This is a genomic window from Streptodolium elevatio, assembly GCF_053592165.1.
Map to the genome: position 1 here is coordinate 146,398 of NZ_JBSFVE010000005.1, position 23,893 is coordinate 170,290.

The following is a 23,893-nucleotide window of genomic DNA, read 5'->3' on the forward strand; positions in this document are numbered from 1 at the left end:
ATCGGAACGGTCGGATCGAGGCGGCGTGACGGACCCGGCGTGCTCGAACGGGTGTGGGCCAAGGGGTGCGGGCGAACCGGTGTGTGCCGACCGCGCCCGCGCAGCACTGGTGATTTCACCGATGCCGCCGCGCGGACGCGCCGGGAGCGTGGACCCCACACACCGACCGGTGGCGGATCCCGGCGGGGCGGACCGTTCCACGGTCCGTGCGGGAGCAGCGAACCGCCGGCCCCGCCCGGGATCCGCCACCCTTGAGCGAGAGGAACGCATCATCGTGTACCTCATGCGCAAAAGGCGGCACGCCGCCTCGGCCGAACGGCCGGCGGTCGTCGCGGGACCCCGGCGCCGCCTGGTGAGATCGGCCATCGCCGGCGTCCTCGCCTGCGGAGCCCTGCTCGTCACCCAACTCCCCGGCGGAGCGCAGGCCGCCGAGAACCCCTACGAGCGCGGCCCCGCCCCCACGCAGTCGAGCATCGAGGCCGCACGCGGCCCGTACGCCGTGTCGGAGACCAGTGTGTCCTCGCTGCTGGTCACCGGCTTCGGGGGCGGGACGATCTACTACCCCACCTCCCGCGCCGACGGCACCTTCGGTGCGATCGCCATCTCCCCGGGGTTCACCGCCTACCAGTCGTCCATCGCCTGGCTCGGGCCGCGCCTGGCCTCGCAGGGCTTCGTCGTGTTCACGATCGACACCAACACCACCCTCGACCAGCCCGCCAGCCGGGGCCGCCAACTCCTGGAGGCACTCGACTATTTGACGCAGCGCAGCTCGGTCCGGGACCGGATCGACAGCAGCCGGCTCGGCGTGATGGGCCACTCGATGGGCGGCGGCGGAACGCTGGAGGCCGCGAAGAGCCGCCCCTCGCTCCAGGCGGCCATCCCGCTCACCGGCTGGAACCTCGACACGAGCTGGCCGGAGGTGCGGACGCCGACCCTGGTCGTCGGCGCGGACGGTGACACGATCGCGCCGGTGTCCTCGCACTCCGAGCCGTTCTACACGTCCCTGCCGTCGTCGCTGGACCGGGCGTACCTCGAACTCAACAGCGCCACCCACTTCACGCCGAACTCGTCGAACACGACGATCGCGAAGTACAGCATCTCCTGGCTCAAGCGGTTCATCGACAACGACACCCGCTACGAGCAGTTCCTGTGCCCGCTGCCTCGACCGAGCCTGACCATCGAGGAGTACCGGGGCAACTGCCCGCACAACTCCTGACCTTCCCGCCCCCCGACCCGGGACGGTGGCGGCCGCGACACCAGCGGCCGCCACCGTCCCGGCGTTGTTGTTGTGGGGGCCCACAGCATTGTGCGCGTACCGCCCGTGAGCACGCCGTACGCGGGAGCGTCCGGCCAGGTCAGGCGGCATTTCGGGGCGGTCCGCGGCCACCGGCCGCAGCCGTGCGGCGGCCTTTCGCCCGCGTTGACACGACGGTAACGTGGGCGCCGCGCCCGTCCCGCGGACCCGAACACCCGCGGGAACCCAGAGGCGTCCGTCGTCGCTCGGCCCGACGCCGCCGGGAGGTGGGCCCGCCCGTGCCGGAGGAACCGCGCCGCCGCGTGAGGGCGACCGAACGGGCAGCCGCGACCGGCCGCGCCGACGACGAGCCCGACCGCCGCGCGCCGCCGCGCCGTCCCGCACCACGCCGCGCCGGACCGCGTCCCACCGCCCAACGCGCCGCCCTGCAGCGCCTCGGCGCCTGGCACCCCAGGCCGTTCGCCGGCCACCTGCTGCCGTGGCCGGTCCACCCGACCCCGGACGCCAAGGCGTTGCTCCTGCTGATCGCCGCGGCCCACCACAACGACCCCGACGCGCCCGGCGCTTCCGTCGCGCTGGTCCTGCGGGCCGTGCACGCGGCCGCACTCGCCCCCGACACGCTGGAGTCCGCGGAACGGGCGGGCCTCGTCCACGCCGACGCGGAACACCTGTTCGTCGGACCGCCGCTGAGCACCGCGGCGGTGTACGGCGCCGCACCGCTCCTCGCCCGGCAGGCCGCGCACCGGCTCCTCGCCGCTCTGCTCGACACCCGCCACGACCGGCTCGCGCACCTGCTGCACCTTGCGTCGGCGACCTCGGAACCGGACCCCGACCTCGCCCGGGAGCTGGCCGCCACCGCGCGTGCCCGCGCGTCCGTCGACGCCACGCGAGCCGTCGGACTGCGTCGCGCGGCCACCCTCGTGCCCGACATCTCGACACGCGCCGCGCTCCTCGCCGAAGCGGCGGAACACGCCCATCTCGTCGGCCGCGCCGACTGGGCCCGGCAGTGGACCTCGGAGGCCCGCGCCCTTCCCGCGGACGCGGTCGGCCGCGGCACGGCGGCACGCGTGCACGGGCTCATCGCCCTGCACGACGGGCCCGTCGCCGACGCCCACCAGTCCTTCCTGCTCGCCGCCCGACTCCTCGCCGGCAACTCCCACGCCCTGGCGGTCCGATGCCGTCTCGACGCGGCGGAGGCGGCCTGGGCACTCGGCGACGCCGCCGCGTTCCGCGACGCCGTGGAGCCACTCGCCGACGAGAGCTTCCCCGGGCCGGGCGACGCGATCGCCTACGGCATCGGCATGAGAGCCGTGCTGCAAGCCGACGTGGCCGGCATCATCACCGGGTCTGCCGTCCTGCGCGACGTCGTGGCCCGGGCCGAACGAGCCGATGACATGGACCAGTTGCTGCGGGCCGGGGCGGCGGCGCTGGTCGTCGGCGATCTGGCGGCCGCCGGCCGGCTCAACGGCCGAGCACTGGCCATGGCCCGTGTCTCCGGGCCGCTCACGGCAGTTCCGCGGATCCTCGAACACCTCGCGTACGCGGAACTGCGCTCAGGGCGGCACATGCAGGCGAGGGCCCACGCCGAAGAGGGCGCGCTCGCCGCGCGGCAGACCGGCCGACGCAATCTGATCGCCCACCACCACGCGATTTTGGCCCTGGTGGCGTCCCTCGACGACGACGCGACGACCGTACGCGGCCACGCCGACACCGTCGAAACGGTCGCCGGCGCCCACGGCCTGCGACAGCCGTCCACCCTGACCTCCTGGGCACTGGCCCGCGCGGACCTGGCCCGGGGCCGCCCGCACGAGGCGGCGTCGCGCCTCGCTCCGCTCCTGCGCACGGGCTCCGAGCAGGCCCACTTCGCCCTGCGCATGCTGACCGTGCCGTGCTTCGTGGAAGCCGCCGCACTGTCCGGCGCACCCGAACCGGCACGCCTCCCGCTCGCCGAGTTCGCGATCTGGGCGGAACTGGCCGTCGACCCCGAGGCACCCGCCCAACTCGCGCGCTGCCAGGCGCTGTTGGCGGCCGCCGACGGCCGTCCTTCCGGCGAGGTCGAGGCCGGGTACGCCGCGGCGCTCGCCCGCCACCCGCAACCCGACAACGGTTTCGAGCGCGCCCGTACCCTGCTGGCCTACGGCCGATGGCTGCGCCGCTCGCGCCGCCCGGCCCAGGCCCGGGACCTCCTGCGCGAGGCCCAGGTCACCTTCGACCGCCACGGCGCGCGGGTCTGGTCGGCCCACGCGGTCGCCGAACTCCGCGCCACCGGCGCACCCCCGGCATCCGCGCAACCGCCCGGGGACCTGGGCGAGTTGACCCCGCAGCAACTGCGCATCGCCCGCTCGGTCGCCGACGGCGCGACCAACCGCGAGATCGCCACCCGCCTGTCGGTGAGCATCCGCACCGTCGACCACCACCTGCGCAACGTCTTCGCCACGCTCGGCGTACGCTCCCGCGTCGAACTGGCCCGCCTGGTCGACCGCGCCGAGGCCTGAACGGCTCGTGCAGGCTCCCCGTGCGGCGGTTCAGGCGACGAGGAGGCGGAGGCCGCGCACCGCCCGCCGCTCGGCCTCCGGTTCGACCCGGGTCCACACCGAGACCGCGCGGCGAACGTGTTCCTCCAGGTACGCGTCGGGCCGACGCCAGTAAGCCTCGAAGAACCCGTCGGCGCAGTCCCACGGCACGAGCAGCGGCTCGATGCGGGCCCCGACCGCGTCCGCCAACTGCTCCACCGAAGGCCGGCCGGCGACCAGCCCGGCCACCTCGGGCAGGTGGTCGCGGGTGAGCCAGAACCGGTTGAGCCAACCGGCGGCACTGGCGTCGTGCGTGAACACCACGACCCGGCGGGCCACGCGTCGCATCTCCCGCAGCCCGGCGATCGGGTCGCCGGCCCCTACATTCAGGACGGTACGGGCGTCCCGAGCGCATCCCAGACGCGCGCGGCGATCCGCGGCTCGGTACGCCGCGTCGCCGGGTAGGCGGAGCCGATGGATTCGTACAACTGCGCGCCGAAGGCCTTCAGCTGTTCCTTCGGCGTCGAGTCGATCCCATCGCCCGTGCCTCCAACGCCCTGTCTATGGCCGCCACCATGGCGTCGGCACGGTCGCGCTGTTCCAGGAGCAGGCCGCGCAGCGGTGCAGGTGCGCGACCGCGTCGGTGTCCGGGTCGTCGGCCAAGTCGGCCACGCGTCCTACGGTCAGGTGATCTTCCACGCCTGCGACGATGCGGCATCACGCCGCGTGAGGGTCAAGGGTGCCGGTGAGCGCAACGAGGCCAGAAGGTCCTTGATGCGGGCGGCCGATTCTTCAGGGGTGCCGGCGGCCAGCTTGGCGCCCATGCCCACCGCGACGGCGCCGGCGGCGATCCACGCGGGGGCGTCGGCGACGGCGATGCTGCCGGTGGGGATGAACGGTATCTGCGGCAGCGCCCCGCGCATGTCGCGGAAGGAGCCCGGCGTCCACTGGCTTGCGGGGAAGAGCTTGACGGCGTCCGCACCGGCGGCGACGGCCGCCACCGCCTCGGTCGGGGTGCACGCGCCGGGGATCACGCTCGCGCCGTGGCGGTGCGCGGTCTCGATGACGTCGCGGTGCAGGGAGGGGGAGACCAGGAAGCGCGCGCCCGCCGATGTCGCGGCGCGCGCCGAGGCGGCGTCGAGGACGGTGCCCGCACCGATCAGGGCGTCAGGGTGGGTGCGGACCGTCGTGCGGATCGCGTCGAGTGCGTCCGGCGTGGTCAGGGAGATCTCCACGACCTTCAGGCCGCCCGCCAGACAGGCGCGGGCCATGCGCGCGGCCTCGGCGGCACCGGTCGCGCGGATGATGCCGACGACCTTCTGACGGGCGATCAGTTCGAGGTGTTGCCAGCGGTACACGGTCGTCACGGCCTTTCCCGGATAGCGCGGCCGACCTGGCAGCCGTCGGTGCCGGGTCACCCTATCGACGGGCCGTCGAGGCCTTCGCGGACGGGTGGCGGCCGCGACGGCACGGGAAACGTGGGCCGCGACGCACGCGCGCCCCGGGGGTGTCCCGGGGCGCGCGTGCGTGCGGCTTACGTCCAGCGCTCAAGCGCTCATGCGGCGGCCGTGAGGACCGGCAGGTAGCCCAGCCGCTGGCCGTTCGCGTTGGGGTGGTACGACTCCTCGATCGGCCATGTCGTGCTGTGCAGCCACGGCGAGCCGGAGCAGATCTCGTGGCCGGTGAACGCCGGACGGATGTCCGCGAAGGTGAACCCCGCGTCGGCGGCCCGCTTGGCCATGACCGTGTTCAGCGTGTCGGCCGCGCCGTTGAGCGCCCTGCGCTTGGTGTCGCCGATACCGAACAGGCAGCCGCCGCCGATCTTGTACAGGCGCGAGTACCCGAGCACGACGACGTGTGCGTTGGGCGCGCGGGCTTCGATGGCCGCGTACACCTGGTCCAGCAGGGCGGGTAGCTGGTTCTCGGCGAACGTGCGGGCCTGCGCGACGGCGTTGAGGCACGCGCTCTCGGACTGCAGGACGCACGTGGTCATGATGCCCGCGAACCCGGCGTCGTTTCCGCCGATCGTGATCGACACCAGTTCGGTGGACGCGTTCACCGCGTTGATCTGGTTGGCGAGCACGTCGCCGGTCTTGGCCCCGGAGCAGGCCACGAAGGCGAACGAGGACGGGGCGTTCGCGGCGGCCCACAACGCCGGATAGGCCCGCGTGCTGCGCTTGCAGTTGCCGCTGGAGCTGTCATAGCTGCCGGCCCCCAGCCCGGCCGAGTAGGAGTCGCCGAGGGCGACGTAGCGGCCGGTCGCCGCATGGGCGTTCGGTGCCGCGAACAGGACGCCGACGACGGCGAGGAGGAACGCGAGGACGGCGGACCAAAGGGCCGGTGCCGAGCGTAAGGCAGATTCTGGGCGCATGTGCGACCTCCGCTTTTGGGGACGGACGTCACATATGTAGCAGTGCGCCGAGATCCATAGAAGGAGCCAAACGGCTTTTGTTACCACCGAGTTCGCAGAACCTCACAGACCGGTCTGCCGGGCGGCGCCGATCGCGCCCGTCACGGCTCGCGCGCGAGCTCCGCCTTTCGCGGTCGTGAACCCGCGCGCAGCGCCGCGAACGCGACCCCGAGCGGTTCCGTGAAGCGCGCGGTGAGCGGCCCGACGACGACCAGGATCAGGACGTACGCGGTCGCGAGCGGACCCAGGTCAGGCTGGACGCCCGCGGTGACGGCGAGACCGGCGATGACGATGGAGAACTCGCCGCGGGCCACGAGCGCCCCGCCGGTACGCCACCGACCGCGTGCGGAGACCCCCGCGCGGCGAGCCGCCCAGTAGCCGGTGGCGATCTTCGTGGCGGCGGTGACGACCGCGAGGATCAGGGCGGGTACCAGCACCGGGGGAATGTCGGCCGGGTTGGTGTGCAGGCCGAAGAACACGAAGAACACGGCCGCGAACAGGTCCCGCAGCGGGCTCAGCAGCGCATGCGCCCCCTCGGCGACCTCGCCGGACAGCGCGATGCCGACCAGGAACGCCCCGACGGCGGCGGACACTTGCAGTTGCTGCGCGATGCCGGCGACCAGCAGCGTGAGGCCGAGCACGACCAGCAGCAGCTTCTCGGGGTCGTCGCTGGAGACGAAGCGGGAAACCGTACGCCCGAACCGCACCGCGACGAACAGCACCAGACCGGCGACCGACAGCGAGACGGCCAGCGTGACACTGCCCGCCGCGAGGCCCGCACCGGCGAGCAGCGCGGTGACGACCGGCAGGTAGACAGCCATCGCGAGGTCCTCGAGCACCAGGATGCCGAGGATCACCGGTGTCTCGCGATTGCCGACCCGCCCGAGATCGCCGAGCACCTTCGCGATGACGCCGGACGACGAGATCCAGGTGACCCCGGCCAGGACCACGGCCGCGACCGGCCCCCAGCCCAGCAGCAGCGCCATCGCCGCGCCGGGCGGCGCGTTGAGTGCGAAGTCGACCGCCCCGGCCGGGTATTGCGTCTTCAGATTGGCGACCAGATCGCTTGCGGTGTATTCGAGGCCGAGCATCAGGAGCAGGAGGACGACGCCGATCTCGGCGCCGACGGCGACGAACTCCTCGCTGGCCCCGAGCGGGAGCAGTCCGCCTTCGCCGAAGGCGAGGCCGGCCAACAGGTAGAGGGGGATGGGGGAGAAGCGCAGGCGGCCCGCGAATCGGCCGAGCAGGCCGAGGGCGAAGAGGATGCCGCCGAATTCGATCAGGAAGACGGCTCCGTGCATGCGTTCACTCCCTTTCCGGGGACAGCGGGGGTGGGGTGGATGGGCGCTCCAGGGGCATGTCGGGTTCGGGGTGCGGTGAATCCCCGCGAGGTGCGACGGCGCGACGGCGCGACGGACAACGGGGTGCCGGGGCCGAACGCTGCCCGGGCGTGAGCGGGGGAACCGACCCCTTCGGGCTCGGCACGTCGCAGCCCGGGCCGTGCGCGGTCCACGGTCCGTACCAACTACGGGTGGTGCTGTTCAGCTGGGGCCGCGCGCCGTATCGCCGCAGTCCGATGCGGGGCGCGGACCGGCGTCCTACTGCTTGCCGCCCGAGCGCAGCGCGGCGAGGAAGTCCTCGACCTGGGAACGGTCGTAGCCGCGCCGAGTGATGGTGAATTGCGGCGCGTCGCCCAGCGGGCCGCCGTCGCCGCCCTCCAGGAACCGGTCGACCTGGGTGCGGTCGTAGCCGCGGCGCACGATGTCGAACCCCGGGAATTTGTCGGTCATGGCGTGTATCCCCCTGACGCAAGGCACGGGCAGTGTGCCGGCACGGCCATCATGACCAGGGGGAACCCGCCGGGTCATTGCCGGTTTCCGGCAACGTACGCGGCAGCTTCGCGCCGACGGCGCGTGCGGGGGAGCGGCAGGCGCCCGGTCAGTGCAAGGACCAAGCCCGCAGCGCCGCGCCGAGCGCGACCGCCTCTTGCGGGTGCGGCCCCGGTGTCACCGGCCGACCGAGATGGGCCTGCACGGCGTACGCCACCGCGGGCAGTTGGCTGCCGCCGCCGACCAGGAGCACGTGGTCGAGCAGAGCCGGCGCAACCGCCGCCTGCCGCAGAGCGGGAGCCAGCTGCGTGACGCAGTGGTCCACCAGGTGGGCGGTCATCGCCTCGAACTGCGGGCGGGTGACCACGAGGTCGATGTGCTTGGGGTCGCGGCGGTCGTTGACGACGTACGGGATGTCGATGGCCGCGCGGTCCTGCGTGGACAGTTGAACCTTCGCGGTCTCGGCGGCCTCGAACACCCGCTGCCACGACAGGGGTTCGTTGCGCAGGTCCACGCCGTGCGCCTGCCAGAACGAGGATCCGACGTGGTCGGCGACCGCTTGCGTCCAGTTCTCACCGCCCAGCGGGTGCGTGCCGCCGCCGAGCACGTTGGCCTCCCCGTCGACGAGGTCAAGGATGCTGACCTCCAGCGTGAGCCCGCCGAGGACCACGACCAGAATCCGGGCGCGCGCCTCCTGGTCCAGCCCGTACGCCGCGACCGCGGCCTGCGCGGCACCGAGCGTGCCGCGTACGTCGAAACCCGCGTCGCGTACCGCGTCGTGGTAGACGGCCCGCTGCGCCTCGTCCGCATGAGTCGGCACCGCGACGACGACGGGCACCGGCGACCTCGACCGCAGCCGCTTCTCGGTGGCGGCCTTGACGCCGGCCGCCACGTGCCGGGCCAGCTCGTACGGGGACGGGCCGAGTGCCGCGGTGCCCGGTTCCGGCACCAGCCCGGGCGGGAGCCGGAACGTGGCACCCGGGTTCGTGCCGATCTGGCGCCGCGCGGCGGTGCCGACCAGCACCTTGCGCCCGTCGAAGGACACGAAGGACGGCGTCGTGCGCTCCTTCTTCCCGGCCGGGACGAGCTCGGCGCTCCGGTCGCCGCTCGCCGCGGCGAGGACCGCCTCGGTCGATCCCAGGTCGATTCCGACCGCGTGCGTCACAGCGCCTCCCCTCGCGGCGCCCGCATCCGGCCGCGGCCACCGACACCACAGCACCGTAGGGCACGCCACCGTCGAAGATCGCGCCGACCCGCGCCGACCCGCGCCGACCCGCGCCCGCACCGCGCTCCCGACCAACTGCGCGACGCGGGACGCCGGGAAGCGAATCCCGGGCGGCCCGGGGGCACGCCGCACACCTGCGCGTCCTGCTCGGGTGGCTCGGGTGGATGCCGCGTCGGCCGCGCACGTCGACGACATGCGGGACCACAGCGCGGATTTCGCGCCTCTGTGGGCCGATCACTCGGTCGGGCAGGTCAGGGACCGGGTGTACGAACCACCGAATCCCGTGGCGGGCGACCCGACCCCGCACGGGGACCTCGTCCCAGTGCCGGAGGCACGGGTATGCCACGGGCTCGACGTGTTCTCCGCCGAGCCGGTTCGGCGTTCTGACCGCGGCGCTTACGTGGGCTTCGCGTACTCGTGCATGTTGCCGCCGAAGTCGAACACGACGGCGGTCTCGTCACCCAGCACCCACGCGTCGTGGCCCGGGTCACAGACGAAGACGTCGCCCGCGGACAGGTCCTTCTCCTCGCCGTCGTCCATGCGGATGTGCAGGCGCCCCTGGGCGACGTACCCGTTGTGGTGGAACTGGCAGCTCGCGGTGCCGGCGATGGGCCCGACGTCCTGCGACCAGCGCCAACCCGGCTCGAACCGCGCGACGCCGAAGTCCATGCCCTCCAGGCTCACCACGTCGAGGTGGCCGTGCGGCATGTCGCGGCTTTCGTCCGCCTGGTTGATCGAACGCACGGTGAGCATCTCGATCACCTCCTTCAGGTCACTTCCATCGTGCGCGCCGCACCGGGTTATTACGACAGGATCGAATAAAACGGGGCCAAAGCAACATCTAGCACCAATACGCCATCCAGCGGGGCCGCGCGGTGCCGCGGGCCGGGGACGGCGAACCCGCCGTCGTTTGGTATACCAGAGGCAGGACCCCGAGCAGACCGAGAGCAGGCCGACATGCACCGCCCGAGCAACGTCACCGTCTACCGCGACGTCCGTCCGATGGGCGCGCGGCCGGTAGAACTGGTCGTCGTCGACGGGGTGTTCGCCGCGTGCGTGCCCGACGGCGCGATCGCCGAAGTGGTCGACGGCCTCGGGCGCATCGCCCTGCCCACGCTGGTCGACGCGCACATCCACCCGGACAAGACGGCGTTCGGCGAACCCTGGTATAGCCGTCGCCCCGCGGCAGGGCTCGCCGACTACGTCCGCGGCGACGTGGAACTGTACGAGGCCCAGCCGACCCCGGTCGGCGACCGCGCGCTCCGGCTGCTGTCGCACGCCGCCGCCCGGGGGACGCGGGCGGTGCGGGCCCACGTCGATGTGGCACCCGCATACGGCCTCGACCCGCTCGACGGCGTCGCGGCGGCCCGCGAGGCACTGCTCGGCGTGCTCGACGTGCAGATCGTCGCGTTCCCGCAGCACGGCGTGCGGCGGCTGCCCGGCGTGGTGGAACTGCTGGAGGAGGCCGTACGCGTGGGCGTGGCCGACGTCGTCGGCGGCCTGGACCCGGCGGGTTTCGACGGCGACCGGCAGGGCCAGCTCGACGCGGTGTTCGGACTCGCCGAACGCTACGGAGCCGCCGTCGACATCCACCTGCACGACACGGGCGAGACCGGCATGGGACCGCTGCGCGACATCTGCGCGCGCACCCGCGCCCTCGGCCTGGCCGGACGCGTCACGATCAGCCACGCCTTCTGCCTCGCCGGCCTCGCCGAGCGCGAACTCGACGAAGTGGCAAGGCTGCTGGCGGATTCGGGCGTCGCGCTGACCACCGCCGCACTCGGCGAGGCGACCGTACTGCCGTTCCGCGAACTGGGCGAGCGCGGCGTGCTCGTGGGGCTCGGCTCGGACGGCGTGCGCGACGCGTGGAGCCCGTTCGGCGACGCCGACATGCTGCACCGCGCCCACCTGCTCGGCCGGTGCGTGGACGCCCGGCTGGACGAGGAACTGGACGCGTGCCTCGCCCTGGCCGCGGACGGCGGCGCGGCACTCCTCGGCCTTCCCGCGGTCGACTTCACCCCGGGCTCTCCGGCCGACTTCATGCTCGTCGAGGGGGAGTGCGTGCCGCAGGTCGTCGTGGACCTGCCGCCGCGCGCGATGGTCGTGCGCGGCGGCAGGATCGTGGCCCGCGGCGGTGTGCCGGCCTGAGCCGGAGGCCACCGAGGCCGGTCAGTCGCGCTCGACGTCGACCTCGGTGAGCCGCGCGTACCGCTCGGGGTCGCGCCGCCGGATGCGCAGGGCGACAGCCGCACCCGCGACCGCGATCACCGGCAGCGGAACCAGCAGCACCGCGTTGACCACGCCGGTCTTCCCGGTGAGCAGGTCGAAGTGCACCACCGCCAACACGGTCAGCACCACCAGCCCGGCGCACGAGACGAGCGGCGCCCACACCACCCGGAAGGCGGACAGCCCGCGCCGGTCCCGGCGGAAGAACGCCCAGACGGCCAGCGCGGCAAGGGCCTGCATCGCCATCACCCCGAGCACGCCCACGCTGTTGCTCCACAGGAACACCTCGGCGTACGGATCGGCGGCGAGTACGACGCCGACACCGACGAGCAGCACGTTGAACACGCTCTGCGCGACCACGGCGCCGCTCGGCGACCCGTGCTTCTGCGATACCCGGCCCAGCGAGCGCGGCAGCAGGCCCTCGCGGCCCAGCGCGTACAGGTAGCGGGCCGCGGCGTTGTGGAAGGCCAGGGCGGAGGCGAACGCGCTCACGATGATGAGGACTTCCATGCTGTCCGCGAGCCACGTGCCGACGTGCGCACCCGCCGCGTTGAAGGTCAGGTCCGGGCCGTTGGCGGCCTGCGCGAGTGCCACCGACTCGTCGGTGCCGTACGCCCCCATGACCAGCCACACCCCGGCGGCGTAGAACACGGCGAGGAACCCGATCGCGATGAACGTGGCGCGCGGCACGGTACGTTGCGGGTCGCGCGCCTCCTCGGCGTAGATGGCCGTCGCCTCGAAGCCGGTGAAGGCACCGATGACCAGCACGAACATGCCCGCGATACCGCCGTGGGTGAGCGTCTCGGGGTTGAACGAGCCCAGGTCGAGCGCGTCGCCGCCGCGGTCCTTGAGGATGCCGAACTCCATCAGCAGCAGCGACAGCACCTCCAGCACCAGCGCGACCCCGAGCACCTTGGCGCTGAGCGTGACGCGCAGCCAGCCGAGGACGCCGGTGGCCGCGATGCAGATGCCGGCGAGCACCCACCACGGGATGTCGGTGCCCGCCCGGTCGTTGAGGTAGTTGGCACCGAAGTAGCCGAACGCGGCGGCCACGCCGGGGGTGATGAGGTTGTACGCGACGACGGCGACGTAGGCGGTGGCCACGCCGAGCGTACGGCCGAGGCCGCGGGCGACGTACGCGTAGAACGCGCCGGCGTTGCGCACGTACCGGCTCATCGCGGTGAACCCGGCCGCGAACAGCGCGAGCAGCACACCGGACATGAGATAGCCCAGCGGCGTGCCGGGACCGCCGACACCGATCGCGAACGGGGCGACGCCGGCCAGCACGGTCAGCGGCGCGGCCGCCGCGACGACGAAGAAGACCAGGTCGGAAGTGCCTATCTGACCGCCGGCGAGCTTGGTGCCGGGTCTTTCGGCAAGCTCGTCCGCGGGCGCGGACACAGGGGCATGCGTGGTCACAGCGGATTCCTCCGGGGGCAGGGGCGCGCTGCGGCGCGGGTGGGACCAGAAGGGAAAGGGGGTCAGTTGCCGTCGGAAAGGCCTGAACGGTCCCGGTGGTCGGCGGTGATCCGCCCGCCGTGCAGGACCAGCAGCCGCGCGGGGTGGGCGGCGACGGCTTCGGGGACGGACGCCGCGTCGACGACGACGAGGTCGGCGCGGCCGCCGGGGGTGAGGCCGTACCCGGTCAGCCCGAGTGCCGCGGCGGCCTCGTGTGTGGCCAGATCGGCGGCGCGGTGCAGGTCGGCGTCCGTCATCAAATCGCACTGCAAACCGACGATGGTGGCGCGCTCCAGCATGTCGCCGGTGCCGTACGGCCACCACGCGTCGCGGATGTTGTCCGATCCCGCGAACACCCGCACGCCGAGGTCGCGGAGCCGCGAGACCGGGGGAGTGGTGCCGGCCGGGCCGTTGGTCATGACGGCGACACCCGCCGCGGCCGTCGCCTCAGCCGTGCGGCCGACCTCGCCCGCGTCGACCTGGCCGAGCGCGTACGCGTGGCTGACCGCGACCCGCCCGCCCAGTCCGAGCACGGCGGTACGCCGGGCGATCTCGCGCAACTGCGCGATCCCGTTCATGCCGCCGTCGTGCAGGTGGATGTCGATGCCGGCGCCGTGCCGCTCGGCGAGGCCGAACACGACGTCGAGCTGACCGGCCAGGTCGCCGTCGAAGCCGACCGGGTCGAGCCCGCCGATCAGGTCGGCGCCCTCGCGCAGCGCGGCGTCGAGCAGGTCGGCGGTGCCCGGAGCGGTGACGACGCCACTCTGCGGGAACGCGACCAGCTGGATGCCGATGATGTCGCGGCACGCCTCGCGGACCGCGAGCAGCGCGTGCAGGCCGTCGAGTCCGATGTCCGGGTCGATGTCGACGTGGGAGCGTACGTACCCGGTGCCCAGGGCGGCCATCCGGTGCGCCAGCGCGGTCGCCCGCTCCTCGACCGGTACGGCGATCCGGCGCCGGATCTCGCGTTCCGCGGCGATCTGCGACCGGAGATCACCGGCCGGCACGTGCGGGCGCCAGGGTGAGCCGAGAAAGGTCTTGTCCAGGTGCGCATGCCCGTCCACGAAAGCCGGCATGAGCAGCGCACCGCCCAGGTCCACGACACCCGGGCCGGCCGGACCCGGGACGTGGTCGCGGATCTCGGTCACCAGGCCGCCGCCCAGGTGGACGTCGGCGAGTCGGCCGTCGGGCAGCGTCGCGCGGCGGAGCACGGACGGCACGGCGTTGGCGGCGGGGGGCATGGCACTCCTGAACTAGGTGGGCGGCGGCCACCGTAACTGGTATACCGAATACCAAGCAACGCCCCTCGGGGGAAAATTCTCCGGTCCGGAACCGATCTGGAATGATCGGGTCACCGACCGCGCCGGCGCCCGCAGCCACGTCTGGAGTACGCCCATGAGTCCCCGTGCCACCGCCGACCGTCCGAGCATGGGCGACGCGCACCGGTCGCTCCGGGACCAGGCTTACGTCGAACTGCGCGAGCGCATCATCGAGGGCCAGTACGCCGCCGGCCACCGCCTCGTCGAACGCGAGATCGCCGAGGAGCTCGGCGTCTCCCGCATCCCGGTCCGCGAGGCGATGCAGCGGCTGGAGACCGAGGGGTTCATCAGCATCCAGCCGCGCAAGGGCGCCGTCGTCGCGGACTTCGGCCCCGAGGACGCCCGGCACTTCTTCGCGGTACGCGAATCGCTCGAGGCGCTCGCCGCCGGTCTCGCCGCCGAACACGGCACGGACGCCGAACTGCGTGCACTGGAACGCATCCTCGACCGCTCACGCCGCGCCGCCGAGGCCGGCCGCCTGCGCGAGGCGGTGGCCCTGAACGCCGACTTCCACCAGCAGATCGTGGACATGTCGGGGAACCCGTTGCTCAAGGATCTGATGACCCCGCTCGACGGCCGCCTGCGCCGCCTCTTCCGGCTCACCTCGACCCCCGAGGACGGCGCGGCAATGTGCGGCGAACACGAAAAGCTCTACGCCGCCATCGCCGCCCGAGACGCAGCAAAGGCATCCGAACTGGCCCGCACTCACGTCCTCGGAACCCACGCGAACACCCTCACCATGCTGCAAAGTTCAGCACCGGAAGCGACAACCTGACCTCCCCCTGGCCGAAAGCCACGCCCCAACACAGGAGTTCCCGCCCACGCCCACCCCACCCAAAGGCCGGCTCCACCCCCGCGACCGCCCAACCCCACCTACCCCCAGGCCCGCTCCGCTCCGCGCGACCTACCCGGACCCGTTCCGCTCCACCCTACTTACCCCCGGGCTCGTTTTGTTCCCCACCACCGACGCCCAGGCCCCGTGCCGCTCCCAGGAACCCCGCCCCCACCCCACCCGGAGACAGGCGCCCACCCCGGGAGTTACGGCTCCGCACCACCTACCCCAGGCCGGTTCTGGTCCGCGCGACTTCCCCCCGGGTCTGTTCCGCGTCGTTGAGTTGCCGTCCCGGAAGACCTTCACGGGCCCGGTCCGTCTGTGTCGGTGCCGCGCCCCCACGTGGCCGGAGGCCGCCGGAGGGTGTCGGTATGTCTCCGTGATCGACGAGCGCAGCGAGGAGAGCGGCCGGAGGCCGCACTCAAACAAAAGCGCCCACCCCCACCAAGACCTGACCAACCCCGCACCAACCCCGAACACCCCACCTCCCACCCCAACACCCAACTCCCACCCCCTGTTTACTCTTCCCATAGTAATCACTATGGTCCGTCATGCCGGACGAAGCACCGACTCCCGCCTGGAGGCGATCTGCATGGTGCCCGCGGACCTGAAGGTGCTGGACGTGTCCCACGGCGTGGCCGGTCCCATGACCGCGATGCTCCTCGCCGACCACGGCGCGAGCGTCACCCGCATCGAGGCGCCCTGCGGCGGCCCGCTGCCGGACCTCCCCGGCCGCCGCGTGTGGAACCGCGGAAAGCGCAGCGCGGTGCTGGACCTCAAAACCGCGACGGGCCGCGAGGCGCTGTACGCACTCGCGCAAGACGCCGACGTACTCGTCGAGTCGTACTCACCCGCGACCCGCGGCCGACTGGGCCTCGACCACGCCGTGCTCGCGGAGTTGAACCCGCGGCTGGTGCACTGCTCGATCACCGGGTACGGCGAGGGCACCCGCGACTCCGCCCGCCCCGGATACGACGCCCTGGTCGCCGCCCGGTCCGGGCTGCACTGGGAGAAGCGCGGCCGACCCGGCGGCGGGATCAACCACCAAGCAGGCCTGCCCGATCCACTCGCGGGCATCGAGGTCCCGGCCGGCGTGATCGAAGGCCCGGACCGCGACGGTCCGTTGTTCTCCGGTGTACCGCTGCCCAGCATCGGGGCGTTCTACCTCGCCTCGGTGGGCGTCAACGCCGCACTGCACGCCCGCGAGCGGACCGGACGCGGGCAACACGTCCGAACGTCGCTGCGCCAAGGGGTGTTCGCCGCGGTGATCGGCGGATGGCAGCGTATGGAGCACACCGACCGGCCGTTCCTCCAGACCTGGATCTTCGACAGCCGCGCGCCGATGGGCGTGTTCCGCTGCGCGGACGGGGCCTGGGTGCACAACTGGGTGCCGAACCCGTCATGGATCATCGCGATGGGCGAACTCGATTCCCTGGACGACGCCTCCGACGACCAAGTGGCCGGCGGCGGACGGCACCGGGACGACCCGGACCGGCTGGGCACCGAGCCCGAGAATCTCGTCGTCCTGCACCACTACCACCCGCTGATGGCCGCGGCGTTCGCCAAGTTCCCCGCCGCCGAATGGGAACGGGCGGGGGCGCGCAAAGGCACGCCGATCCAGATCGTCCGCCCGCCACATGCCGCACTCTCCGACCCGTGGTGGATCCAGGACGGCTGCGTTGCGGAGGTCGAGGATCCCGACGAAGGCCCGATCCGGATGGTGGGGCGCACCTACACCGTGACCGGCAGCGAAGGCCGTCCGCACATCGGCGCACCGCGCCCCGGGACGCACACCGAACAGGTCTTGGCCCAAGCCGGCCACGCCCGAGCCACGCACACCGCAGCCACCGCAACCCCACCCCGTACCGCAACATCATCGTCCCATACCGCAACCCCACCCCCGCCCCGTACCGCCACCCCGCCCCCTCCCGAACCCACCGCGCCGCTCGCCGGCGTACGCGTGCTGGACCTCGGCCTCGCGATCGCCGGACCGTACGGCTGTCAGGTGCTCGCCGACATGGGCGCCGACGTCGTCAAGATCAACGCACTGCACGACGGCTACTGGCAGTGCAACCACATCGCGATGACCGCCAACCGCAACAAGAGGTCCCTCGCACTCAACCTCAAGGACCCGCGCGGGCTGGCCGTCCTGCGCCGCATGGTCGCGAAGGCCGACGTCGTGCAACACAACATGCGCTACGACGCGGCCGTACGCCTCGGCGTCGACGAAGACGCACTGCGCACCATCCGTCCGGACCTGGTCTACTGCCACACCCGCGGGTTCGAGGAGTCCGGCCCGCGCGCCGGACTGCCTGGCAACGACCAGACCGGTGCGGCACTGGCCGGCGTCGAATGGGAGGACGGCGGCGTCGACGACGGCGGCCGCCCGATCTGGTCCCGGACCAACTTCGGCGACACCGGCAACGGGTTCCTGTCGGCGATCGGCATCATGCAGGCGCTCACGCGCCGTGCCCGGACCGGCGAGGGGGCCCGCGTCGACACCTCCATCGTCTACGCGCAGTTGCTGTCCTCCGCCGCGGCCGGAGCGTACGTACGCGCCGACGGCACCGAACCGGACCGCCCGCGCCTCGACGCCGACCACTACGGACTCGGCGCTCTCTACCGCCTCTACCGCTGCGCGGACGACCGCTGGCTGTGCCTGGCCGCGGTGACCGCCGCCCACCGCGCCGCGCTCGCCAAGCTGCTCACACGACAGCCCCACGGCATTGATCCGGCCGACGCCGACGCCGACGCCGACGCCGACGCCGAAACCGAAGCCGCCGCTCTCACCGCGGACGACCCCCGCACACCCCCCGACGACGGGATGCTCGCCGCCTTCCTTGAGCGCACCTTCGCCCAGGACCCGGCCGATACATGGCTACGGCACCTCGACGAAGCCGGTGTACCGGCGGAGATCAGCTCGGAGACCTACTCGCTCGAGGTGTTCGACGACCCGGAGATGGTCGAACGCGGCTGGGTCGCGCGCTTCGACCACCCGTACGTCGGCCGGCTGGAGACCACCGGGCTGGGCGTCGAGTTCAGCGAGACACCCGGCGAACTGCGCGGGCCGACCCCTGTCGTCGGCGAGCACTCGCGGGAGGTGCTGGCGGACTACGGCTTCGCGGCGGACGAGGTCGACGAACTCGTCGCGGCGGGTGTCGTCCGCGCCTGGGAACCCGGCACGCCAGTACTCCCAGGCACCTGACCCAGCTCTCGCGCCGACACCTGCCCCCGTGCCGACACCTGCCCCGTGCCGACACCTGCCCCGCAGCCGACCCGACATCTCAACCGGCACCCGGCCGAACTTCCGCTCCTGACTCCCGCCCCCGACTCCCGCCCCCGACCACCGTCCCGAATATCCGGGCGGCCACCGACGACGTGAGGTGAGGACCTTGTCCCTGGTCGTGCCCCCGAAAACCGGCCCGGACGACGCGTTCTTCTGGGACGGCGTCGCACAAGGCCGCCTGTTCCTGGCCCGCTGCGCGACGTGCCGCCGCGTACTCCAGCCACCCGGTCCGATGTGCCCGTCGTGCGGCGGCGTCGACCGCGAGGTGTTCGACGCCGAGCCGCGCGGCCGACTGCTCAGCTGGGTCCTGCCACGGCACCCGCCGGCCGCCCTTCCCGAGCAGGAGGTCGTCGCGCTCGTTGAACTCACTTGCGGCGCACGCCTGGTGACCAACCTCCGGTACGCCGGACCGGACGACCTGCGCATGGACCTGCCGGTCGAGATGTTCACCGACACACTCGACGGCGTCGCCCTCCCGCAGGCCCGACCGGAAAGGCGACCCGCATGACCGAGCCCCCCGGCTTCGCGCCCAGAGCCGCGATCGCCGGCATCGGCCACACCGAGTTCTCCAAGGACTCCGGACGCAGCGAACTCCGGCTCGCCTGCGAGGCGTCGCGTGCCGCGATCGCGGACGCCGGGCTGACCCCGGCCGACATCGACGGCACCGTGACGTTCACGCTGGACGCCAACAGCGAGAACGAGGTCATGAACAGCCTCGGGATCCGCGAGGTCGGCTGGATGTCTCGTACCCCGAACGGCGGCGCCGGAGCCGCCGCGACCGTCCAGCACGCGGCCGCCGCCATCCACGCGGGCCTGTGCCGCAACGTGCTGATCTACCGGGCGTTCAACGAGCGTTCGGGCAAACGCTTCGGCGTGCAGACCGGCCCGGTGCGCTCCGGCGGCGAGAACTGGCACGTGCCGTACGGACTGCGCACCCCCGCCCAGATGTACGGCCTCTGGTACCACCGCTGGATGCTGGAGCGGGGCATGTCGAACGCCGACCTCGGCCACTACACGGTCACCGCCCGGGCGTACGCCGCGACCAACCCGCACGCCTGGTTCCACGGCCGTCCGATCACCCACGACGACCACCAGAACTCCCGCTGGATCGTCGAGCCGGTGCTCCGCCTCCTGGACTGCTGCCAGGAGTCCGACGGGGGAGTCGCGCTCGTGGTGACCGGCGCCGACCGCGCCCGTGACCTGCGCGACGGCCCGGTCGCCCGGATCGCCGCCGCCGCGCAGGCCGATGTGTTCGGCGGAGTGACGACGACGAACTACTACCACGACGACCTCGCGGCGTTCCCCGAGGCCGAGTCGGTCGCCCGGCGCCTGTGGGCCGCCGCGGGCCTCGGCCCCGGCGACATCCAGGCGGCCATGCTGTACGAGAACTTCAGCCCCGTCGTGTTCATGCTCCTGGAGTCGCTGGGCTTCTGCGGACGCGGCGAGTCCGCGGACTTCGTCCGCGACGGCCACCTCGGTCCGGGCGGGAAGCTGCCGGTCAACACGCACGGCGGCCTGCTGGGCGAGGGCTACATCCACGGCATGAACAGCATCGTCGAGGCGGTCCGGCAGATTCGCGGCGGCGCGGCCAACCAGGTTGCGGGGGTGGAGCACGTCCTCGTATCCGCCGGAGCCAGCGGCCTCATCCTGGCCGCCGACTCCTAGTGCTGTGACCGGAAAGGTTCACCGGTTCCCGGCGCCCGGCACCCCTCCGCGTCTGACGGCCCTCCCAAGCGCCGCGTTGCAGACCCTCGCGAGTACGACCGAGTACGAGCTTCGGGCCTGCGCCTTGCTCGGGAGGGCCGCCAGGCCCGGCGGCGCGGCACCGAACACCGGGAACCGGCAGACCTTCCCGGCCACAGCACTAGCCCACCCAACACACCAAACCCGCAGACCCAAGAGGAGCTGCCATGACCCTCGCCCCCGAGCGGCTGATCTCCGCCGACTCCCACGTACGGCTGTCGCAGGCGCAGATCAAAGCCCACATGCCCGCCGCGGTCCACGACGAGTACGACCAGGCCCTCGGCATCCTGGCCGCGAACATGCGCCGCTCTATGGGCGCGGGCCAGGCGAACACCCAGTCGCTGGAGAACCGTTCGTACCCCTCGGCGAACCGCCCCGGGTACGCCGACCCGCACGCCCGCCTCGCCGACATGGACATCGACGGCGTCGACGTCGATGTCCTGTACTGCGAGGTGTCCGGGTTCCGGTACATGTATCTGATGAAGGACGGCTGGCGGGCCGCGTCCCGGGCCTTCAACGACGCGTTGGCCGAGTTCGCCGCCGCTGATCCGGCGCGCCTGGTGCTGTCGTACCAGATCCCGATCCACGACATCGACCACGCCGTCGCGGAGGTGCGGCGGGTCGCCGCCGCCGGTGCGAAGTCCCTGCAACTTCCGGTCAATCCTTCCGAGTTGGGGCTGCCCGACTACTACGACGAGCGCTACGTACCGCTCTGGACCGCGATCAGCGACCTCGGGCTGCCCGTCTGCCTGCACATCGGGCTCAACACGGCCCTGGACGACCTCGCCCGCCGCGACCCCACCAAGGGGAAGGGAATCATGGTGCCGGTCACCGCGCTGATGACCGCCGAGGCGTTCGGCATGTTCGTGTGCACCGGCGTACTCGCACGTTTCCCGGACCTCAAGCTCGTGTTCGTCGAACCCGGGCTCGGCTGGGTGCCGTGGTGGCTGCACACGGTCGACGACCAGGTCACCCGCCAGGACTACGACTTCGGCCTCCCGGAACTGCCGAGCTTCTACTTCCGGCGCCAGGTCCACATCACGTTCATCGAGGAGCCCCTGGCACTCTCCAGACTCCGCTACGACATCGGGGTGGAGAACATCCTCTGGTCCACCGACTATCCTCACCCGGTGTCCAGTTGGCCGCGGTCCCGTGCGCTGGTGGAGGAGCAGTTCGCGGACGTGCCGGCCGACGAGCGGGCACTGATGCTGTCGGGCAACGCCACCCGCATCTGGAACCTGTGAGGCCGACGAACGGAGCACCGCCGACCGTGGAACGAAGCAGGCCGCCGTCCGCCGGGCACGACCACGACACCACCCGCGCCCGCGTCATTCAGGCCACCCTCGGCTGCATCCTCGACAAGGGCTTCTACCGGGCCAGCTCCAACGAGATCGCCCGCAGGGCCGGGGTCTCCTGGGGGGTGATCCAGCACCACTTCGGCACTCGTGAAGCGCTGATGGTCGCCGCGCACCGGGACGGCGGCGCGCTGCTGGAGCAGCTGGTCGAACAGGCCGACGTCGGCGGCGAGCACGTCACCGAGAGGCTGACCCGGTACTGGGAACTGCTCGACTCCTACTACGGGCGCCCCGAATACCTGGCCCGGCTCCAGATCTCGTTGAACCTGACCCGCGATCCGGCCGTCTCCGCCGAGGCGGTGGCCACCATCGTCGAGACCGACGAGCGCATCCGGAAGCGCTTCGTCGACCTCGAACAACAGGTGGCCGGCGACTGCGCCGCGCCGCCCGACACCGGCTTCCTCTTCCACACCCTGCGGGGACTCGCGCTGAGCCATGCCACCCTGGCCGGCACCACCCCGGCGGAGCTGAAGGACCGGCGGCACCCCGAGGACCGGCAGACGCACGCGTGGCTGCTCATCGCCGCCCTGGCCCGCCAGTTCGGCGGCGACGCCGTGTCCGACGTCTGAGCAGCCGCGCGTACGTAGCCCTCCCAACCCTCGCTGCCCCCCGCGGAGCAGCAATCCGCTACATCGGGTCCACCTCCGTCAGCCCGTCCGCGTCCAGGTTCATCCACCGCGTCACACCCAGCCCGCGCAGGAACGGCACGTCGTGGCTCGCCACGATCAGCGCCCCGCGGTACGACTCCAGCGCCGTGGTCAACTGCCGCACGCTCGCCATGTCGAGGTTGTTCGTCGGCTCGTCCAGCATCAACAGCTGCGGGGCCGGTTCCGCCAGCATCAGCGCCGCCAGCGTGGCCCGGAAGCGCTCCCCGCCGGACAGCGTGCCCGCCAGCTGGTCTGCCCGGCGGCCCTTGAACAGGAAGCGCGCCAACCGCGCCCGGATCTCGTTGTCGGTCGAGCCCGGCGCGAACCGGCCGACGTTCTCCGCCACCGTCAGGTCGTCGAACAACAGGTCGAGGCGCTGCGGCAGGTAGCGCATCGGCACATCCCTGCGGACCTCGCCGGTACGCGGCTCGATCAGCCCCGCCACCGTCCGCAGCAACGTGCTCTTGCCGGAGCCGTTGCGGCCGACCAGCGCGATGCGCTCGGACCCGCGTACGTCGAACTTGACCCGCGGCCCGGCCTGTTGCCCGACGCCCGACCCGGCCGACCCGGATCCGGCCGCCCCCGACTCGGCCGCTCCCGACCCGGCCATTCCCGCCCTGACCCCCGCCCCGAACCGCAGCCCGACCCCCGGAAGGGCCACGACCTGGCGGTCCTGCGGGACTTCGGTCGCCGGCAGGTCGACGCGGATCACGTCGTCGTCGCGTACCGACCGCTCCGCCTCGGTGAGCCGGTCCCGGGCGTCCGCCAGGCGCTCGGTGTGCATCGTGCGGTGCTTGCCGGCCGCGACCTGGGCGGAGCGCTTGCGCTGACCCATGATGACCTTGGGCTCGCGCTTGTTGTCCCACATCTTCTGGCCGTAGCGCTTGCGGCGCGCGAGCTTGTCGTGCGCCTCGGCGAGTTCGCGCTTCTGCCGGCGTACGTCGGACTCCGCCACCCGCACCATGCGCTCGGCGGCGTCCTGCTCGACCTCCAGCGCCTGTTCGTACGCGCTGAACGTGCCTCCGTACCAGCGCACTTCGCCGTCGCGCAGGTCGGCGACCTGGTCCACGAGGTCGAGCAGGTGGCGGTCGTGGCTGACCACGACGAGGACGCCCGGCCACGCCTCGACCGCCTCGTACAGCCGCTCGCGCGCCACGATGTCGAGGTTGTTCGTCGGCTCGTCGAGCAGCAGCACGTCCGGTCGGCGCATCAACTGGCCCGCGAGAGCGAGCATCACGGACTCGCCGCCGGACAGCCGCCCAGTGGGACGGTCCAGGTCGAGGTGTGCGAGTCCGAGGCGGTCGAGTGTGGCCAACGCACGCTCCTCCACGTCCCAGGCGTCGCCGACCGCGGTGAAGTGGGCGGGATCCACGTCGCCCGCCTCGATGGCGTGCAGGGCGGCCCGCTGCCCGGAGATGCCGAGGACGGCGTCCACGCGGGCGTCGGCGTCGAGGGTGAGGTTCTGCGGCAGGTAGCCGAGTTCGCCCGTGACGCGCATCGTGCCGCGCGTGGCGGCGAGGTCGCCCGCCATCAGGCGCAGCAGCGTGGACTTCCCGGCGCCGTTGAGGCCCACGAGGCCGGTCCGGCCCGGGCCCACGGCCATCTGGAAGTCGTCGAAGAGCGTGCCGCCGTCCGGCCACGTGAAGCCGAGATCGGTGCAGACGATGGACACGGTGAAGGTTGACATGGTGGATGCCTCCGGGGCGCTCGCGGACAGGGCGGCGTCTGGAGACCCGCGGGCACGCGGACATCGACCGGGGAGGCAGGAAGGCCCGGGATCAGGAGGGCGGCTCCG

General features: G+C 72.5%; 18 protein-coding genes and 1 pseudogene. 9 read left to right on the plus strand and 10 right to left on the minus strand.

Annotated elements, in window-relative coordinates; all coding sequences use genetic code 11:
• Window positions 1–283 precede the first annotated feature (283 nt).
• Window positions 284–1,216, plus strand: a complete 933-nt coding sequence (bdeA, locus tag ACWD12_RS12335; protein WP_450099490.1) for a bis(hydroxyethyl) terephthalate hydrolase — start codon at window positions 284–286, stop codon at window positions 1,214–1,216.
• A gap of 341 nt (window positions 1,217–1,557) precedes the next feature.
• The gene (locus tag ACWD12_RS12340; protein WP_450099491.1) at window positions 1,558–3,750 is read left to right on the plus strand and encodes a LuxR C-terminal-related transcriptional regulator; all 2,193 of its coding nucleotides are present in this window, start codon (window positions 1,558–1,560) and stop codon (window positions 3,748–3,750) included.
• A 48-nt stretch (window positions 3,751–3,798) separates the two neighbouring features.
• Here ACWD12_RS12340 and ACWD12_RS12345 read toward each other — a convergent pair.
• From ACWD12_RS12345 to ACWD12_RS12375, 7 genes and pseudogenes are all read right to left on the minus strand, one after another.
• Window positions 3,799–4,440 (minus strand): annotated as a pseudogene (locus ACWD12_RS12345) (MerR family transcriptional regulator); the annotation flags it as partial.
• Between the two features lie 11 nt (window positions 4,441–4,451).
• Window positions 4,452–5,135 (minus strand): bifunctional 4-hydroxy-2-oxoglutarate aldolase/2-dehydro-3-deoxy-phosphogluconate aldolase, encoded by a 684-nt coding sequence (locus ACWD12_RS12350; protein WP_450099492.1) that lies wholly within the window; start codon window positions 5,133–5,135, stop codon window positions 4,452–4,454.
• 188 nt (window positions 5,136–5,323) lie between these two features.
• Complete coding sequence (locus ACWD12_RS12355) at window positions 5,324–6,139, minus strand: SGNH/GDSL hydrolase family protein (protein WP_358364519.1); 816 nt, start codon at window positions 6,137–6,139, stop codon at window positions 5,324–5,326.
• A 140-nt stretch (window positions 6,140–6,279) separates the two neighbouring features.
• The gene (locus ACWD12_RS12360) at window positions 6,280–7,479 is read right to left on the minus strand and encodes a cation:proton antiporter (RefSeq protein WP_450099493.1); all 1,200 of its coding nucleotides are present in this window, start codon (window positions 7,477–7,479) and stop codon (window positions 6,280–6,282) included.
• Between the two features lie 297 nt (window positions 7,480–7,776).
• Window positions 7,777–7,968, minus strand: coding sequence for a hypothetical protein (locus ACWD12_RS12365; protein WP_358364514.1), 192 nt, complete (start codon window positions 7,966–7,968; stop codon window positions 7,777–7,779).
• A 148-nt stretch (window positions 7,969–8,116) separates the two neighbouring features.
• Window positions 8,117–9,172 carry an Hsp70 family protein gene (locus ACWD12_RS12370; protein WP_450099494.1) on the minus strand — a complete coding sequence of 352 codons (1,056 nt, stop codon included), beginning with the start codon at window positions 9,170–9,172 and terminating at the stop codon, window positions 8,117–8,119.
• Window positions 9,173–9,628: 456 nt separating this feature from the next.
• Window positions 9,629–9,985, minus strand: coding sequence for a cupin domain-containing protein (locus tag ACWD12_RS12375; RefSeq protein WP_358364510.1), 357 nt, complete (start codon window positions 9,983–9,985; stop codon window positions 9,629–9,631).
• Between the two features lie 204 nt (window positions 9,986–10,189).
• On the opposite strand from ACWD12_RS12375, the gene ACWD12_RS12380 reads away from it, so the two are divergent.
• Window positions 10,190–11,380: an amidohydrolase gene (locus tag ACWD12_RS12380; RefSeq protein WP_450099495.1), complete on the plus strand. Its 1,191-nt coding sequence runs from the start codon at window positions 10,190–10,192 to the stop codon at window positions 11,378–11,380.
• 21 nt (window positions 11,381–11,401) lie between these two features.
• On the opposite strand, the gene ACWD12_RS12385 is transcribed toward ACWD12_RS12380, so the two are convergent.
• Both ACWD12_RS12385 and ACWD12_RS12390 read right to left on the minus strand, forming a co-directional pair.
• Window positions 11,402–12,877: an APC family permease gene (locus tag ACWD12_RS12385; RefSeq protein ID WP_450099496.1), complete on the minus strand. Its 1,476-nt coding sequence runs from the start codon at window positions 12,875–12,877 to the stop codon at window positions 11,402–11,404.
• A 62-nt stretch (window positions 12,878–12,939) separates the two neighbouring features.
• Window positions 12,940–14,157: an amidohydrolase family protein gene (locus ACWD12_RS12390; RefSeq protein ID WP_450099497.1), complete on the minus strand. Its 1,218-nt coding sequence runs from the start codon at window positions 14,155–14,157 to the stop codon at window positions 12,940–12,942.
• Between the two features lie 154 nt (window positions 14,158–14,311).
• Here ACWD12_RS12390 and ACWD12_RS12395 point away from each other — a divergent pair, with 154 nt between their 5' ends.
• The 6 genes from ACWD12_RS12395 (at window position 14,312) to ACWD12_RS12420 (ending at window position 22,020) form a co-directional block, all read left to right on the plus strand.
• Complete coding sequence (locus ACWD12_RS12395; RefSeq protein WP_358364501.1) at window positions 14,312–15,010, plus strand: GntR family transcriptional regulator; 699 nt, start codon at window positions 14,312–14,314, stop codon at window positions 15,008–15,010.
• Window positions 15,011–15,608: 598 nt separating this feature from the next.
• Window positions 15,609–18,272: a CaiB/BaiF CoA transferase family protein gene (locus ACWD12_RS12400; RefSeq protein WP_450099498.1), complete on the plus strand. Its 2,664-nt coding sequence runs from the start codon at window positions 15,609–15,611 to the stop codon at window positions 18,270–18,272.
• Window positions 18,273–18,459: 187 nt separating this feature from the next.
• Entirely contained in the window at window positions 18,460–18,861 is a 402-nt protein-coding gene (locus ACWD12_RS12405) for a Zn-ribbon domain-containing OB-fold protein (RefSeq protein WP_450099499.1), read from the plus strand.
• Window positions 18,858–20,018, plus strand: a complete 1,161-nt coding sequence (locus ACWD12_RS12410; protein WP_450099500.1) for a thiolase C-terminal domain-containing protein — start codon at window positions 18,858–18,860, stop codon at window positions 20,016–20,018. Before ACWD12_RS12405 ends, ACWD12_RS12410 begins: the two co-directional genes overlap by 4 nt.
• A gap of 245 nt (window positions 20,019–20,263) precedes the next feature.
• Window positions 20,264–21,340 carry an amidohydrolase family protein gene (locus tag ACWD12_RS12415; RefSeq protein WP_450099501.1) on the plus strand — a complete coding sequence of 359 codons (1,077 nt, stop codon included), beginning with the start codon at window positions 20,264–20,266 and terminating at the stop codon, window positions 21,338–21,340.
• A gap of 26 nt (window positions 21,341–21,366) precedes the next feature.
• Window positions 21,367–22,020 (plus strand): TetR/AcrR family transcriptional regulator, encoded by a 654-nt coding sequence (locus ACWD12_RS12420; protein WP_450099502.1) that lies wholly within the window; start codon window positions 21,367–21,369, stop codon window positions 22,018–22,020.
• Between the two features lie 58 nt (window positions 22,021–22,078).
• Here ACWD12_RS12420 and ACWD12_RS12425 read toward each other — a convergent pair whose 3' ends face one another.
• Entirely contained in the window at window positions 22,079–23,785 is a 1,707-nt protein-coding gene (locus tag ACWD12_RS12425; protein WP_450099503.1) for an ABC-F family ATP-binding cassette domain-containing protein, read from the minus strand.
• Window positions 23,786–23,893 lie beyond the last annotated feature (108 nt).